This is a genomic window from Shewanella sp. HL-SH5 (genome assembly GCF_051163755.1).
GTDB classification, from domain to species: Bacteria; Pseudomonadota; Gammaproteobacteria; order Enterobacterales; family Shewanellaceae; genus Shewanella; species Shewanella glacialimarina.
Genome location: NZ_CP195038.1, coordinates 1,918,964 through 1,933,761 on the forward strand (window position 1 = coordinate 1,918,964; position 14,798 = coordinate 1,933,761).

General features: G+C 40.9%; 11 protein-coding genes. 4 read left to right on the forward strand and 7 right to left on the reverse strand.

Annotated features, from left to right (window positions below; genetic code table 11):
- Nucleotides 1–96 precede the first annotated feature (96 nt).
- The 4 genes from glgX to ACRWQM_RS08380 all read left to right on the forward strand — a co-directional run bounded on the left by glgX (nucleotide 97) and on the right by ACRWQM_RS08380 (nucleotide 7,843).
- Nucleotides 97–2,205 (forward strand): glycogen debranching protein GlgX, encoded by a 2,109-nt coding sequence (gene glgX / locus ACRWQM_RS08365; RefSeq protein WP_434932008.1) that lies wholly within the window; start codon nucleotides 97–99, stop codon nucleotides 2,203–2,205.
- A complete protein-coding gene (locus ACRWQM_RS08370; protein WP_434931840.1) occupies nucleotides 2,192–4,771 on the forward strand; it encodes a glycogen/starch/alpha-glucan phosphorylase in 2,580 nt (859 codons plus the stop codon). The genes glgX and ACRWQM_RS08370 overlap by 14 nt, the downstream gene beginning before the upstream one ends.
- Before the next feature lie 102 nt (nucleotides 4,772–4,873).
- The gene (gene glgC / locus ACRWQM_RS08375) at nucleotides 4,874–6,139 is read left to right on the forward strand and encodes a glucose-1-phosphate adenylyltransferase (RefSeq protein ID WP_434931841.1); all 1,266 of its coding nucleotides are present in this window, start codon (nucleotides 4,874–4,876) and stop codon (nucleotides 6,137–6,139) included.
- Between the two features lie 9 nt (nucleotides 6,140–6,148).
- Nucleotides 6,149–7,843: a glycogen synthase gene (locus ACRWQM_RS08380; RefSeq protein WP_434931842.1), complete on the forward strand. Its 1,695-nt coding sequence runs from the start codon at nucleotides 6,149–6,151 to the stop codon at nucleotides 7,841–7,843.
- Between the two features lie 148 nt (nucleotides 7,844–7,991).
- Here the strand turns inward: ACRWQM_RS08380 and ACRWQM_RS08385 are convergent, their stop codons facing one another.
- The 7 genes from ACRWQM_RS08385 to ybfE form a co-directional block, all read right to left on the reverse strand.
- Nucleotides 7,992–9,413 (reverse strand): TonB-dependent receptor, encoded by a 1,422-nt coding sequence (locus tag ACRWQM_RS08385; protein WP_434926181.1) that lies wholly within the window; start codon nucleotides 9,411–9,413, stop codon nucleotides 7,992–7,994.
- Between the two features lie 208 nt (nucleotides 9,414–9,621).
- Entirely contained in the window at nucleotides 9,622–10,836 is a 1,215-nt protein-coding gene (locus ACRWQM_RS08390) for a pyridoxal phosphate-dependent aminotransferase (RefSeq protein ID WP_434926180.1), read from the reverse strand.
- A 237-nt stretch (nucleotides 10,837–11,073) separates the two neighbouring features.
- A complete protein-coding gene (efp, locus tag ACRWQM_RS08395; RefSeq protein ID WP_235084850.1) occupies nucleotides 11,074–11,634 on the reverse strand; it encodes an elongation factor P in 561 nt (186 codons plus the stop codon).
- A 46-nt stretch (nucleotides 11,635–11,680) separates the two neighbouring features.
- Entirely contained in the window at nucleotides 11,681–12,898 is a 1,218-nt protein-coding gene (earP, locus tag ACRWQM_RS08400; protein WP_434931843.1) for an elongation factor P maturation arginine rhamnosyltransferase EarP, read from the reverse strand.
- Nucleotides 12,899–12,906: 8 nt separating this feature from the next.
- Nucleotides 12,907–13,815 (reverse strand): hypothetical protein, encoded by a 909-nt coding sequence (locus tag ACRWQM_RS08405; RefSeq protein WP_434931844.1) that lies wholly within the window; start codon nucleotides 13,813–13,815, stop codon nucleotides 12,907–12,909.
- Nucleotides 13,816–13,939: 124 nt separating this feature from the next.
- On the reverse strand, nucleotides 13,940–14,467 hold the full coding sequence (gene fldA / locus ACRWQM_RS08410; protein ID WP_226415720.1) for a flavodoxin FldA: 528 nt from the start codon (nucleotides 14,465–14,467) through the stop codon (nucleotides 13,940–13,942).
- A gap of 51 nt (nucleotides 14,468–14,518) precedes the next feature.
- On the reverse strand, nucleotides 14,519–14,791 hold the full coding sequence (gene ybfE / locus ACRWQM_RS08415) for a LexA regulated protein (RefSeq protein ID WP_226415722.1): 273 nt from the start codon (nucleotides 14,789–14,791) through the stop codon (nucleotides 14,519–14,521).
- Nucleotides 14,792–14,798: the final 7 nt, after the last annotated feature.

Sequence of the window (14,798 nt, forward strand, 5' to 3'; positions counted from 1 at the left end):
GTGGTGAGTATGGTTAATCAAACTGAAAGTAATGATAAGGTTGAGTATAAACCGACAATTGTCGCAGGCGTTAATCACCTAATACTCGATGAAGGTATGCCTTATCCTTTAGGGGCAAATCTAACCGAGAATGGGGTGAATTTTTCACTGTTTTCAGCCAATGCCACCAAAGTCATATTGTGTATATTTGATCCCATTTCACAGCTTGAAATTGCCCAATACATATTAACCCATAAAACTCATCATATTTGGCATGGTGAGTTAACCGGTGCAAAAGACGGGTTACTTTATGGTTATCGAGTGTTTGGACCATATCAGCCTGAACTCGGTCATCGATTTAATCACCACAAGCTTCATCTTGACCCCTATGCACGAAAACTGGTTGGTGAATTGCAGCATAGTCATGCCCTTTATGGATACGATGTTGATGACGCCAGCGCAGATCTGTCGTTTAGTCAGCAAGATAATGCCGCCTTTATGCCCAAATGTGCAGTGGTTGATATTGAGCGCATTAAGGCGATACCTATAGCGCCGATAAGGCGCGAGCTTAACCACAGTATCATTTACGAAACCCATGTTAAGGGATTTACCAAACTGCATCCAGATTTACCACGTGAGATGTGCGGTACATTCGCAGGCCTGTCTCATCCCGCAGTTGTAGAGTATTTAACTCAACTTGGGATCACGGCAATTGAGTTACTCCCTGTACATGCATTTTTTGACGAACCTTTTTTGCTAGAGAAAAAACTCAATAATTATTGGGGTTATAACACAGCAGGATTTTTTGCACCGCATCCACAATATCTGGCATCAGATGATATTGCTGAGTTTAGGCACATGGTGTCAAAGATGCACCAGGCCGGTGTCGAGGTTATTTTAGATGTGGTTTATAACCATACTGCAGAAGGTAATCATTTAGGCCCAAGTTATCATTTTAAAGGCATAGATAACGCAAGCTATTACCGTTTAATGCCCAATGAACCTCGCTTTTATATTAATGATACTGGCTGTGGTAATACCCTTAATGTTAACCATCCTCAGGTTTTAATGTTAATCATGGACTCATTACGGTACTGGGTTGAAGTAATGGGAGTAGATGGTTTTCGCTTTGACCTTGCTAGCTGTTTAGGCCGTGAAAATTATGGCTTTGACCCAGGCAGTGGATTTTTTGATGCGTTAATGCAAGACCCAACATTGTGCCGGGTTAAATTAATTGTTGAGCCATGGGATATTGGCCCCGGTGGATATCAATTAGGTAATTATCCTGTGGTATTCAGTGAATGGAATGACAGATACCGTGACACCATGCGCCGATTTTGGCGTGGAGATAATGGCATATTGTCTGAGTTTGCTAAACGCTTCCATGGCTCAAGTGATTTCTTTGAACACAATGGCCGTGGCCCTGCGGCAAGTATTAACTTTATTACCAGTCATGATGGTTACACTCTGCATGATTTGGTGTCTTATCAAGCTAAGCACAACTTGGCTAATAACGAAGATAATAGAGATGGTCATCAAGAAAACTTCAGTTGCCATTATGGGGTAGAAGGCGAAACAGAAAGCAGCAAGATTAATACTGTGCGCAGCCGTCAAAAACGTAATTTTTTAGCGACTTTATTGCTATCTCAAGGCGTACCTATGTTGTTAAGTGGCGATGAAGCTGGCCACACCCAACAAGGAAACAATAATGCCTACTGCCAAGATACGCCTGATAATTGGTTCAACTGGCAAGCCATTGACTGGGATTTGGTTCATTTCACCCAAGAATTGATCAAATTGCGCAAGCATTACCCTTTGCTATGTCATAAAGAGTTTATCCACCAGCCTGAAGCCTTATTTGATAATGGCATTGCCTGGTTCAATAAACTAGGTGAGCCAATGACCAAAACGCTGTGGAGTGAACATCACTGCCGCACATTAACCGTTATTGTTACTGGCAATTTGCTTGAAGCTGAAGTCGGCGCCATTCCCGAAAATACCCAAGCGTTAATGCTATTTATTAACGCTGATGAACAACAGCAAACCTTCCACCAACCTAACTTAATCCATTTTGGACATTGGTCCTGTGTGTTGCATACCCAAAGCGATACCCAGATAGATGTTGCACAAACTCAAGCTAATCTTGATGGGAAATTTTACCTTCAACCCCGTAGTTTGATGATATTTCATAGCCATTTTCAAGGAGTGGAACATGACCGCAGCTAAAACTGTTAGTGCGAATAAATCGACAAACAAAAAGCCAGCTAAGCCCAAGAGTCACACTAAATCAGAGTCGGAGTCAGAATCTAGCGCAAAGAGTACATCCTTAGCCAGTAATGCGTTAACTGATCAAGTGTTAACCAAATCTGAACCTTGCGATCCCTGTGATTCATTGGCAGCAAGTGTTGCAAGGCAAATTCGTTATGGGTTATGCCACAGTGAGCACCAAGACTCATCGCTGTTTGAGGCTTTAGCATTAGGTGTCAAAGAGCAAATGCTCGATAAGTGGCGATCTACACGTATTAAAGATAATCAATTTGATCAAAAACAAATTGCCTATTTGTCACTTGAGTTTTTAATGGGACGTGCTTTAGGTAATGCTTTACTGAGCTTAGAGTTAACTGACGAGACCCGTAAACTGCTCACTGACTATGCCATTCAGCTAGAAGTCATTGAAGAATATGAGCATGACGCAGGCCTTGGCAATGGTGGACTGGGGCGACTCGCTGCATGTTTTTTAGATAGCTGTGCCAGCCTTGACTTAGCCGTGACGGGCTATGGTATCCGTTATCAATATGGCATGTTTGCCCAAAAAATAGTCAATGGATATCAAGTAGAAAAGCCCGATCGCTGGTTACGCCAAGGTAACCCCTGGGAAGTGAGAATGCCCCACAGGATTGTGTCAGTACCCTTTTTTGGCCACTGCACAACCTATCAAGATAAGGCCGGTAATACTCAGCATGTTTGGCAAGATTGTCGCTCAGTGCTGGCTGTGCCCTACGACATGCCAGTACCAGGTTACCGTAATGGCCGTATAAATACCCTAAGGCTTTGGAAAGCAGAAGCTAATGATGATTTCGATTTAGCAGAATTTAATGATGGCGATTATGCCGAAGCGGTGGCCGATAAAAACTTAGCAGAACAAATTACTATGGTGTTGTACCCCAATGATGCCAGCGAGAATGGTAAAGAATTACGCTTAAGACAACAGTACTTTTTAAGTTCAGCAAGTTTACAGGACTTATTGGCCCGATATGTGGCGATATACGGTGAAGACTTTAGCCAGTTCAGTGCTAAAAATGCGATTCAGCTTAACGATACTCACCCAAGTATTGCCGCGCCAGAATTAATGCGCCTATTGATGGATGAATACGGCCTAGGTTGGGACAATGCTTGGTTAATTACCTCACAAACCTTAGCTTACACTAACCACACTTTATTGCCGGAAGCGCTTGAGCGCTGGCCGGTACCATTAATGCAGCATATGTTGCCACGCATTATGCAAATTATATTTGAAATCAACGCTCGATTCCTTGAACAGGTTGCCCATCAATGGCCGGGGGATGTGACGAAGTTAGCTGCGATGTCGATTATTGAAGAAGGGCCAGTGCAACATGTTCGTATGGCTTACTTAGCCATTGTGGCCAGTTTTTCGGTCAACGGTGTAGCAGGTTTACATACGCAGTTATTAAAAGCAGGCTTATTTAATGATTTTTACCAATTATGGCCAACTAAATTCAATAACCGTACTAACGGTGTCACACCAAGACGTTGGTTAGTGAATTGTAATCCTTTATTAACCGATTTGATCAATAGCAAACTTGGAGATGCCTGGATTAACGATTTGTCGCATTTAACCGCGCTAAATGCGTTTACCTCTGATAAAAAGTTCGTCAAACAGTGGGCCGAAGTGAAACATGCCAATAAGCAAGTGTTGGCAAGGTTTGTGTTGGCAGAAAGTGGTGTGCCGTTTGATACAAGTATGATGTTTGATGTGCAGGTAAAGCGTATCCATGAGTACAAACGTCAGTTACTCAACATCATGCACGTTATTCACCTGTATCAGAGAATACTAGCTGGCGATACTCAATACATGGTTCCGCGCTGTGTGTTGATTGGTGGTAAAGCAGCGCCAGGTTATGCGATGGCCAAACAAATTATCAAGTTAATCAATAATGTGGCGCATATGATTAACAATGACCCAGCTGTTACGCCGTATTTACGGCTTGCCTTTTTGCCTAATTATAATGTCAGTGCAATGGAGAAAATCTGCCCAGGTACCGATTTGTCAGAACAAATATCAACCGCAGGTAAAGAAGCCTCTGGCACCGGCAATATGAAGTTTATGATGAATGGCGCGCTAACAATTGGCACCTTAGATGGCGCGAATGTTGAAATGTTAGCGGAGGTCGGCCAGGAAAACTTTTTCTTGTTCGGCTTAACCGCAGAGCAAGTCCAATCACTCAAACCCCATTATCAGCCACAAAAGTATATTAACGCCTCCCCAGCGCTACAAGGAGTACTTGATATGTTAGCTGGTGGCCATTTCAATTTAGTTGAACCCGGCATATTCGACAGCATCATCAATGCCATTAAAGATCCCCACGATCAATGGATGCTAGCCGCAGACTTTGATGAGTACTGCGGTGCGCAATCAGCCGTGGCCAAACTTTATAGCGATCAAACCTTGTGGCAGCAAACCAGTATTCGTAACACTGCTGCCAGTGGCCGGTTTTCAAGTGACAAAACCATCGCCGGCTATCGTGATGATATTTGGCTCAAACATGTGTGATGTCTAGGTTTTGAAAGTAATCAAAGTAATGTCAGTTAAAAAGTAACAACAGGGATGTTAGCGCCCATTTAAACCTAATCGTGTTGTCTATGGAGTGAATGTATGAATAAAAGTGTACGGTATATTAGTAATTTAACGCGTGATACTTATGCGATTATTCTCGCTGGTGGTCGTGGTTCTCGCTTGCATGAGCTGACCGACTGGCGTGCAAAGCCTGCGTTGTACTTTGGGGGTAAGTATAGAATTATCGATTTTCCTTTATCAAATTGCATCAACTCTGGCATTAGACGGGTTGGGGTGGTGACACAGTATAAATCCCATTCGTTGATCCGGCATGTTACAAGGGGCTGGGGTCATTTTAAGAAGGAACTGGGTGAATCAGTTGAAATATTACCGGCATCTCAACAGACCTCAGGTAATTGGTATGAAGGCACCGCAGATGCTGTGTTTCAAAATATTGATATTATCCGCCATGAAACGACCAAGTATGTGATGATTTTATCTGGCGATCATATTTATCGCATGGATTATGCCGGTCTGTTGGCGGATCACGCTGAGTCTAATGCCGATATGACGGTTTGTTGTTTAGAAGTACCTTTAGAAGAGGCCGCTGGTGCATTCGGGGTTGTTGAAGTTGATGAAAATAATCGTATTATTGGCTTTGAAGAAAAGCCAGCACACCCAAAGCCTATTCCAGGTAAACCTGATAAATGCTTAGCATCTATGGGCAACTATGTTTTTAATACCAAGTTTTTATTTGATCAATTGAAAAAAGATTCGGTTAATGAACACTCTGAACGCGATTTTGGTAAAGACATCATTCCCAATATTATTAAAGAGCATAACGTGTATGCCTTTCCGTTTATCAGTGCCATTGAAGATGAGCCCGCTTATTGGCGCGATGTGGGCACATTAGAATCGTTTTTTCAGGCCAACATGGAGTTGTTGTCACCGACACCGGCGCTTAATCTTTACGATGCGAAATGGCCTATTTGGACTTATCAAGAGCAACTCCCTCCTGCTAAGTTTGTCTTTGACGATGATAATCGACGTGGAATGGCGGTAGATTCAATTATTTCTGGCGGTTGTATTATTTCAGGTGCGAAAGTAAAACGCAGCGTGTTGTTTGACGAAGTCAGAGTGTGTTCCTATTCATTAGTTAAAGACTCTGTGCTGTTACCCGATGTTGTGGTACTTAAAAACTGTAAAATTAAAAACTCTATTTTGGATCGCGGTTGTATTATTCCTGAGGGCATGGAAATTGGTTATAACCATGATCACGATAGAGCTCGCGGCTTTAGAGTATCAGAAAAAGGCATCACCTTAGTCACGCGTAAAATGCTCGGGCTCGCGGTTGGTTTTGAATAAGGAATGTTAATGAATAAAGTGCTATTAGTCGCCGCTGAAAACGATGCCTTGATTAAAGCTAAAGTCGGCGGCATGGGGGATGTTATTCGCGATCTCCCCAAGGCTTTAAGTGATTGTGGGATATCTGCCGATGTCGCCATGCCTGAGTATGGCTTCTTAAAGGATTATTATTGCGCCGATAAAGTCACTGACATTGAAGTGTCTTTTGGTGGGGCAATGGAAAAGATAAGCATCTATAGGATCCCACGGCCAGAGAGTAAAGCACAGGTTTGCACAGCCAATGGGTCTAGCGAGCAACATAGTTGGGTATATTTATTTGCCCATCCTATGTTTAATCAAGCCGACGGCAGCATTTATACTCAAGGTTCCGCTGACAGACCTTTTGCTGATGATGCAGATAAGTTTGCCTTGTTTTGTTTAGCGGTTGCCAGTGCATTAGTGCAAGGTAAACTGGGACATTATGATGTGATGCATCTACATGACTGGCATACCGCAATGATTGCGATGCTCAGGGAATGTGTGGATGATTTTGCATCATTGAAACAGCTCAAGTGCATTTATACTATTCACAACCTAGCGCTGCAGGGCATAAGACCTTTAACTGGGGATAAATCGTCATTATGTCATTGGTATCCGCAATGGTTTTTTGCCAATCAACTTGATAACTTGCCCAACGGCATTGTTGACCCTAGGTATCCTAATTGTGCAAACCCGATGCGCATGGGAATTGTGTTTAGTGACAAAGTGCATGTGGTATCACCGACTTATGCTAAAGAAATATTATTAGCATCTCATCCTGAAAAAGGCTTTTATGGTGGCGAGGGGCTAGAGCAAGATTTACAGTTGAAAGCTACAAATCAGCAGCTTGTTGGCATTATTAATGGCTGTGATTATACAATTGATGATAATCATACCCAAAATACAGCCGATAGCGCTCGTTCTGAAACGCAGCAAGTATCAAAGTCTCAATCCGAAAATCTCACATTTCAAAGACTGGATTTGTTGAGCACTGCTCAGGAGGCATTGATTCAGTGGCAAAAATATAAATCAGTGGTTTCATCAACCGACTTTATCGCTAATATACGAGTCGATCAGCATATTCGTCGGTATACAAATATTGACAGCAGTTATCCGGGACTACTGGTGACCTCTGTAGGGCGATTAACGACACAAAAGGTGATGCTTTTTTTAACCAAAATAGCCAATGGTAAAACGGTATTAGATCAATTACTGATTAATCTAAAACAGCAGCAACCAGATGCTTTGTTTATGCTACTTGGCAGTGGTGATGAGCATTTATCAAATCAGCTTAAAACGATATGTGCCCAATATGCTAATAGTATCTTTTTAAATGGTTACGACGAGCAATTATCACAGCTACTGTATCAACAGGGTGAGTTATTCTTAATGCCTAGCTCATTCGAGCCCTGTGGTATTAGCCAAATGTTAGCCATGAAGCACGGTCAACCTTGTTTAGTCCATGGCGTCGGCGGGTTAAAAGATACGGTTAAACATGATGAAAATGGGTGGGTGTTTAATGGTGATGGAATTGAAATGCAGGCTAATAATTTTATCTCGCAATTTAATCAATGCTTACAAAGTTACGACACACTTCCATGGCAACAGATTAAACAGCAAGCCAGTAACGCAAGATTTGATTGGCAAACGGTGGCGCAAGCATATAAAGACCATTTATATAATTGATTGATGTTTGCAACTATTGATTGTTGTTGCTACTAAAGTGACAAAAACTGCATAAAAAAGCCATTAACGTAATGTTAATGGCTTTTTTTGTATTTTATTTTGAGAAACGTTGTTAAGTAAATCTAAGATTGTCATCAAGCAATATTGTTTACTTTCTCGCGCCTCTATAACCGAATAACTTATGCTTAATCACTTCTTCAGCAACAACCTCTGGCAGAGCTAGTTTCCATTCATCAGATCCACGTGCCAGCTGTTTGAGGATCTCACGGGAATAAATACTAAATAGCTCTATATTACTGGTCTCTATGCCTTTGATAAAACCATTATCGACTAAATGGCGATACAGGTAACGAAGATTGGCCGGCACAGTCACATTGGATAAATCGTTTAATGCCCCTTTATCATCCAATTCTGGATAAACGAATAAACGGGTATTGTCTGGAAATAATTTACCAAAACCTTCTAAAATACCGCCCTCAAGGCCGCGATAGAATTCAACATCAAAAATTTGTTTAATGTTAATCATGCCAACCACAATGCCAATTTGTAGGTTGGTAAATTGGCGGAAGTAGGCTCTTAATGAGAAGTAACGGGTATAATCTGATACCAGCACGTTATAACCCAATAAATTTAATAGGCGAACCCGTTCAAGAATGTCTTTCTCAGACATATTCGCATCGTTACCTTGCAAATCATTTAATGATATTTCAGCGATCAAAATGGTGTTGTCTTTGTCAACGCCTTCTAATTCAGCAAAAGCCTTTTGACCTTGTTCAATCATATCAACATTAAGCTTAGTGACCGGCTTAAATGACCCGCGAATCGTCAGCACGTTTTTCTTGTAAAGCATCTCAGCGGGTACGCCAATGGTGCCATCAGGCTTAAACATCACTGCACGGGTTTTCCAGCTGCGAATTAAATGGATATTTTTAGCTTTATTGTCGATGTCCTCAAAGTAAGGGCCTTGAAATTCAATCGAGTCTATTTCAACACGATTGGCTTTCATATTATCGGTTAACGAATCAATTAACTTCTTTGGATCTTCGAAGTAATAGTAGCTGCCATAAATTAAATTCACACCAATAATGCCCAGTGCATGCTGCTGGTCTTCTGCATTGTCATCAAACATGCGCACATGAACCACAATATTTGATGGTTCTGCACCTGGGTACATTTGCACTCTAACACCACACCATGCATGGCATTCATTGTCTTTATTGAAGCTTTTTGCTGCCACAGTGGCGGCATAACTGAAGTAACGTGATGAACGTGAGCGTACATCGGCAACACGTTCAACTACTAAGTCGTATTCTTGCTCCATCATGGCAAGTACACGGCCTTTACTGACATAGCGGCCATTTTGCTGTACGCCATAAATGGCATCGGAAAACTTCATGTCATAGGCAGACATGGTTTTAGCAATAGTGCCTGCCGCGGCTCCAGCAACGAAAAAATTACGCGCCACCTCTTGGCCAGCGCCAATTTCAACTATGGTGCCGTATTTCTTATCATCCAAATTAAGTCTAAGGGCTTTTTCTTTGGTACTGCGAGAACTGACTTTCTTGTCCATATTACTTCCGAACTGAATAATAAATTTGCTGACTAATCATAGTGTAAATCACACATTTTTTAAATGCTTTGAATACGTGTTCATACAATTAAAGTGAATTCAATAATGATATGACAGCAGGCTATAGTTGAATCTAGGCTTGGCAAAAAAACAGGGGCCGAATTAATCAGCCCCTGTTGTTTGTACTTTAATATGTATTGCTAATGATTTATTGGCGATAATCTTCTAAAAAGTGACCAAACTCCTGTAATGCTTTGGTGAGATCTTCTTTATGAGGTAAAAAAACCACCCGTAAATGATCAGGTTCTGGCCAATTAAATGCGGTACCTTGCACAAGTAAAATCTTCTTTCGCTTAAGTAATTCAAGCACTAAGCGCTCATCATCGCGTAAATTAAACTTTTTCATATCTAATTTGGGAAAAGCGTACAGTGCACCTTTAGGTTTTTTACAACTGACACCCGGTATTGAATTTAATAATTCATAACAAGCATCACGCTGCACTGTTAGCCGACCCTTAGGTAAAATAAGTTCATTGATAGATTGATAACCCCCTAAAGCCGTTTGAATTGCATGTTGATTCGGCACGTTGGAGCATAACCGCATTGAAGCCAGCATTTCTAAGCCTTCAATATAGCTTTTAGCCGCTTTTAAATTACCGGTTAGCATCATCCAGCCCACTCTAAACCCAGCGGCTCGATACGCTTTGGACAGGCCATTAAAGGTCACTGTTAAAATATCATCTGATAATGAAGCCGCATGAACATGTTGCGCTTCATCATAGAGAATTTTGTCGTAAATCTCATCGGAAAACAAAATCAAATCGTGTTGACGACAAAGCTCAATAACTTGTTGTATCAGTTCGCGCGAATACACAGCACCAGTTGGATTATTAGGATTAATTAACACAATACCGCGGGTGCGAGCACTGATCTTACTTTTCATATCCTCGATATCAGGAAACCAATCAGCTTCTTCATCACATCGATAATGAACCGCTTTACCGCCAGACAAGTGAGTTGCCGCCGTCCATAATGGATAATCCGGTGACGGGATCAACATTTCATCACCTGGGTTGAGTAAACCTTGCATCGCCATCACAATCAGTTCCGATGCGCCATTACCGATATAGATATCTTCAATATCAACGCCAAAAATACCCTGAGATTGATAATGTTGAACGATAGCTTTACGGGCAGAGAATAATCCTTTTGATTCACAGTAACCTTGAGCACTGGGCAGGTTTAAAATCACATCACGAACAATTTCTTCAGGCGCTTCAAATCCGAATGGTGCAGGGTTGCCAATATTCAGTTTTAATATCCGGTGTCCTTCATCTTCTAAACGGCGTGCTTCTTTGTGTACAGGTCCACGAATGTCGTAACACACAGTATCTAATTTATTCGATTTGATGATTGGACGCATACTACTCTCTATAAAATACCACTAAGTAAGCGAACCATAACGAATTTATAAAGAGAGTGGAAGTGTCAAAATGAGATTTTATTAAAGATTTTTAGTGAATAATTCTAATTGGCAGACTGAAATTAGCGTTTCTATCTTATTTTGTGGGGCAGGCAATAAGGATTTTAGTTTTTTATGCTACTTCAAAACAAAAAAGCCAGCAATTAAGCTGGCTTTTAGACAATTTACAAGATGTGATTAAACACGTTTCTTGAATTCGCCTGTACGGGTATCAATCTCAATTTTATCGCCAACTTTTACGAAATCAGCAACAGTAACCGTACCGCCACCAGTAATGGTAGCTGGCTTCATTACTTTACCTGAAGTATCACCGCGAGCTGATGGCTCGGTGTAAGTGACTTCACGTACGATGTGAACCGGTAATTCTACAGAAATTGCTTTGCTGTTGTAGAAAGTTACCTGACACTGATCTTCCATACCGTCAACGATGTAAGCAGCTGCATCGCCTAAATTGTCAGCTTCAACGTCGTATTGGTTGAATTCTTCATCCATAAATACATACATAGGATCAGCAAAGTAAGAGTAAGTACAATCTAGACGTTCTAAAATAATATCGTCTAACTTGTCTTCACCTTTAAAGGTTTGTTCAGTACCAGAGTCAAGCAACAAGTTTTTCAATTTTAGCTTAACAATTGCAGCATTACGGCCAGAACGAGTTGTCTCAGTTTTTTGAACAACCCATGGGCTGCCATCTAACATGATCACGTTGCCAGGACGGATTTCATGAGCAGTTTTCATTACATTATTTCCTATAATTTATCGATTTCTTATTTCGAGCAGTATCTTAGCGACTTTTCACGAATTGAACTAGTCGCGAAGCAAGATCTGCATCATTTAATGCTGTCATTGGCCATTTTTTAGCATGCTGTAATAAAGGCAAATGATTAAATTCGAGTTTTTGCCAATGATTGACGATGTCAATTTGATCACCTTGGTTAAACGACAAGTTCAATTCACACCAAGGCTTGGCTAAATCAGGCGCTAGATTATCGCAGTAAACTTGCATAAAAGCTTGTAATTTTATTAGATGATAATCATCTTCTTGCGGATATATATGCCAAATAAACGGTTTTGCCGCCCATTGTGCCCTTAAAAAGGAATCTTCGCCGCGTACTATGTTGAAATCACAGCTCCATAACAGTTGATCATAACCTTGTTGATCTGTCATCGGTAAAATGTGCAGCGTCACCGAATCTAGCAGAATTTGCTGACCTGCGACTAACTCATTTACATGACAAGGTAATAAAGCACTGAGACTATTTAAGCTTCTGCCTTTTGGAATAAGTAAGTGAATTGGCGTCGTCGATGCCTGCCAATGCTTAATAAGTGCGGGGAGGGCGTTTGTTTCATAACTAAATACTGAAATGACAATATGGTGCGCTTCAATGCCACTTAGGCCGAGTTTGTCGAATAATGCCAGTTTATTGCTATTATCATTTTGCCAGTTATCGCGCTGAACAAATAAATCTTGTTCGCATATTAATCCGCCGGTTTTGAAACTAAAACCGGGGAAATAAAAATGCTTGATTAAACCGGATAGTTGAGTCGAGGGTAAACCATGGCAACCTTCAACCCAGTCTTCAGCGGATAAATATTCTAAATTCAGCCAAACAGGTATTTGGTCTAAATGTGTGTGTTTTAGTTGAGTAAGCGTATTTATAACAGATGAAGGTAATTCACAGGCAAAAGCTTCGATTAACACTGAGCCTGCCATAAAGCTTATTTCCGTGGCTTTATTCCAGTGAATAATATTAACGTCAGCAAAATATTGTTGGTTAAGATGAGGATTTAATGCCGGTAAAATATGCGAGAAACTGTTTAAATCATCCACCCATAAATTGACCTGAATACTGTATTCAGCAGCAAGCTGTTTGGCTAATCGCCAAGTGACGCCTATATCCCCATAGTTATCTACCACTACACAGAAAATATCCCAGTGTTTAGCATAGATTTTGTTTGTTAAGTGAGCAGGGGTGACTTGAGTGTTCAATGTAGTTTTCATCCAAATTGCTAACGAGAGATGAATTGATCTAGTTTAACTTTAATTTTAAGCATGCGCTTGTGACAACTAGCCGCTATTCGTTCAATTACTTTATTGGGCTCAAATTTAAAGTGAGTGATTTTTTGCTTAGCTTTATGCCAGTAAATAATCGCCACGCGTCTGTTAGTGTAGCTTTTATTCGGTTTTTTAAAGGCATCCCTAAAGTAATAACTTAAGGATCGTCTGCCTCTGATCCCTGCATAGAAGTAATCTTGATCAATTGTGCCCAGTCTAAATTGCAGAATAACCTCTGACAGCATATTTAAATGCTGTAATGCGCGTGGAACACGGTGACCTACTGCGTATATTTTCAAAACAGTTAATGCTTGTTCAAACCTTTGTACATGCAATTTATCGGCAATAGACAGTGGATCATATATTACCGTTAGCGGGGTTTTACAGCCTTTACCGTCCAGTGTTTTCATATCACTTATGCGACTATCTTGGGCATTGGTTACAATAGGGTCCCAAGGGGCAATTGATTTGCAATAAGTACTTTGCGGCATCATCAATAAGGCTTTGTCCAAGTCTAATCTGTCTGCATGTAAGCTAAGGGCAAACCCGCCTAAACTTGTGCCATAACCTACTTTACTTGGAAACATGGCAATGGCGTGTTTAAGCTTATCTAAGTATGAGATAAACATTTCACTGTCAAAATAATTGCCTTCACCGATATGATTAAAGGCAATAATATTCAGTTTACGATTAGCGAAGTAATCAAAGCTCCACACAGGCGCATCAGCGGCGGCATCGATATTGGATATGCTTTGACAGACAGGAGGAAACGTAATCATTATAGGTTGATTAACATCGAATATATGGTATTTCACCACCACGTTATCAATAATTTCCCGCGTCTCAATATTCAGCTTTAGCATAAAGTACCGCTTTAGTGTACATAGTAAAAAAGCGGCTAAGGCCGCTTTTTAGTGAAGATTTATTCTAGACTTTTATAATAGAGGCTGTTTAACAATAAGCTGCTATTTAATGGTCTTTAAGGATTTAGTCTTCTAATTCAGCTAAACACATTTCTTCATAGATTTGTTTAACCCATGCATCAACACGTTCTTCCGTTAATTCTGGCTGACGGTCTTCATCAATGCCTAAACCGACAAAGTGATCATCATCTGCTAAACCTTTAGATGCTTCAAAGTTATAACTTGCAGTAGGCCAGTTGCCAATAATAATGCCGCCACGGGCTTCTACTATGTCTCGAACCATGCCCATAGCATCTAAGAAATACTCAGCATAATCTTCCTGGTCGCCACAACCAAAAATAGCGATTAATTTATCGTTAAAGTCAATTTGCTCAAGTTCAGGGAAAAAATCATCCCAGTCACATTGTGCTTCACCGTAGTACCAGGTTGGAATGCCGAATAGTAATAAATCATATTCTGCAATTTGCTCTTTGGTGCTTTTGGCGATGTCTTTAACATCGATCATTTGCTTGCCCAGTTTTTTCTGGATCATTTTGGCGACAGCTTCGGTATTACCTGTGTCGCTACCGAAAAATAGACCTACAGTTGCCATGGGGTATCCTTTCAATATCAATTTCGCTTAGTGCGATGTTCAAATAACGAATCAGTTGTCGATTTGCTGTTGCAGAATATGTTCGATTAACTGGCTACGACTAATGTTACTGGCCAAAGCTTGTTGGTTCAAGGCATCGTATAAATCTTGTGACACCTTTAACTCTATCCGCTTTAAACCGTTAGCGCGATCACGCTGAATTTGGTTACGCTTGTTGATCTTCAGTTGCTGTTCACGATTTAATGGATTACTTCTAGGTCTTCCACGCCGTCTTTCGCTGTCAAAAAGATCAATGGTTGTTCTGTCTGCTGTTTCTTTTGCCATGTCTCTT

Excerpts from the sequence above, each read along its gene's own strand:
- glgX (WP_434932008.1), top strand. The coding sequence starts at position 97 with ATGCCTTATCCTTTAGGGGCAAATCTAACCGAGAATGGGGTGAATTTT.
- ACRWQM_RS08370 (WP_434931840.1), top strand. The coding sequence starts at position 2,192 with ATGACCGCAGCTAAAACTGTTAGTGCGAATAAATCGACAAACAAAAAG.
- glgC (WP_434931841.1), top strand. The coding sequence starts at position 4,874 with ATGAATAAAAGTGTACGGTATATTAGTAATTTAACGCGTGATACTTAT.
- ACRWQM_RS08380 (WP_434931842.1), top strand. The coding sequence starts at position 6,149 with ATGAATAAAGTGCTATTAGTCGCCGCTGAAAACGATGCCTTGATTAAA.
- ACRWQM_RS08385 (WP_434926181.1), bottom strand. The coding sequence starts at position 9,413 with ATGGACAAGAAAGTCAGTTCTCGCAGTACCAAAGAAAAAGCCCTTAGA.
- ACRWQM_RS08390 (WP_434926180.1), bottom strand. The coding sequence starts at position 10,836 with ATGCGTCCAATCATCAAATCGAATAAATTAGATACTGTGTGTTACGAC.
- efp (WP_235084850.1), bottom strand. The coding sequence starts at position 11,634 with ATGAAAACTGCTCATGAAATCCGTCCTGGCAACGTGATCATGTTAGAT.
- earP (WP_434931843.1), bottom strand. The coding sequence starts at position 12,898 with ATGAAAACTACATTGAACACTCAAGTCACCCCTGCTCACTTAACAAAC.
- ACRWQM_RS08405 (WP_434931844.1), bottom strand. The coding sequence starts at position 13,815 with ATGCTAAAGCTGAATATTGAGACGCGGGAAATTATTGATAACGTGGTG.
- fldA (WP_226415720.1), bottom strand. The coding sequence starts at position 14,467 with ATGGCAACTGTAGGTCTATTTTTCGGTAGCGACACAGGTAATACCGAA.
- ybfE (WP_226415722.1), bottom strand. The coding sequence starts at position 14,791 with ATGGCAAAAGAAACAGCAGACAGAACAACCATTGATCTTTTTGACAGC.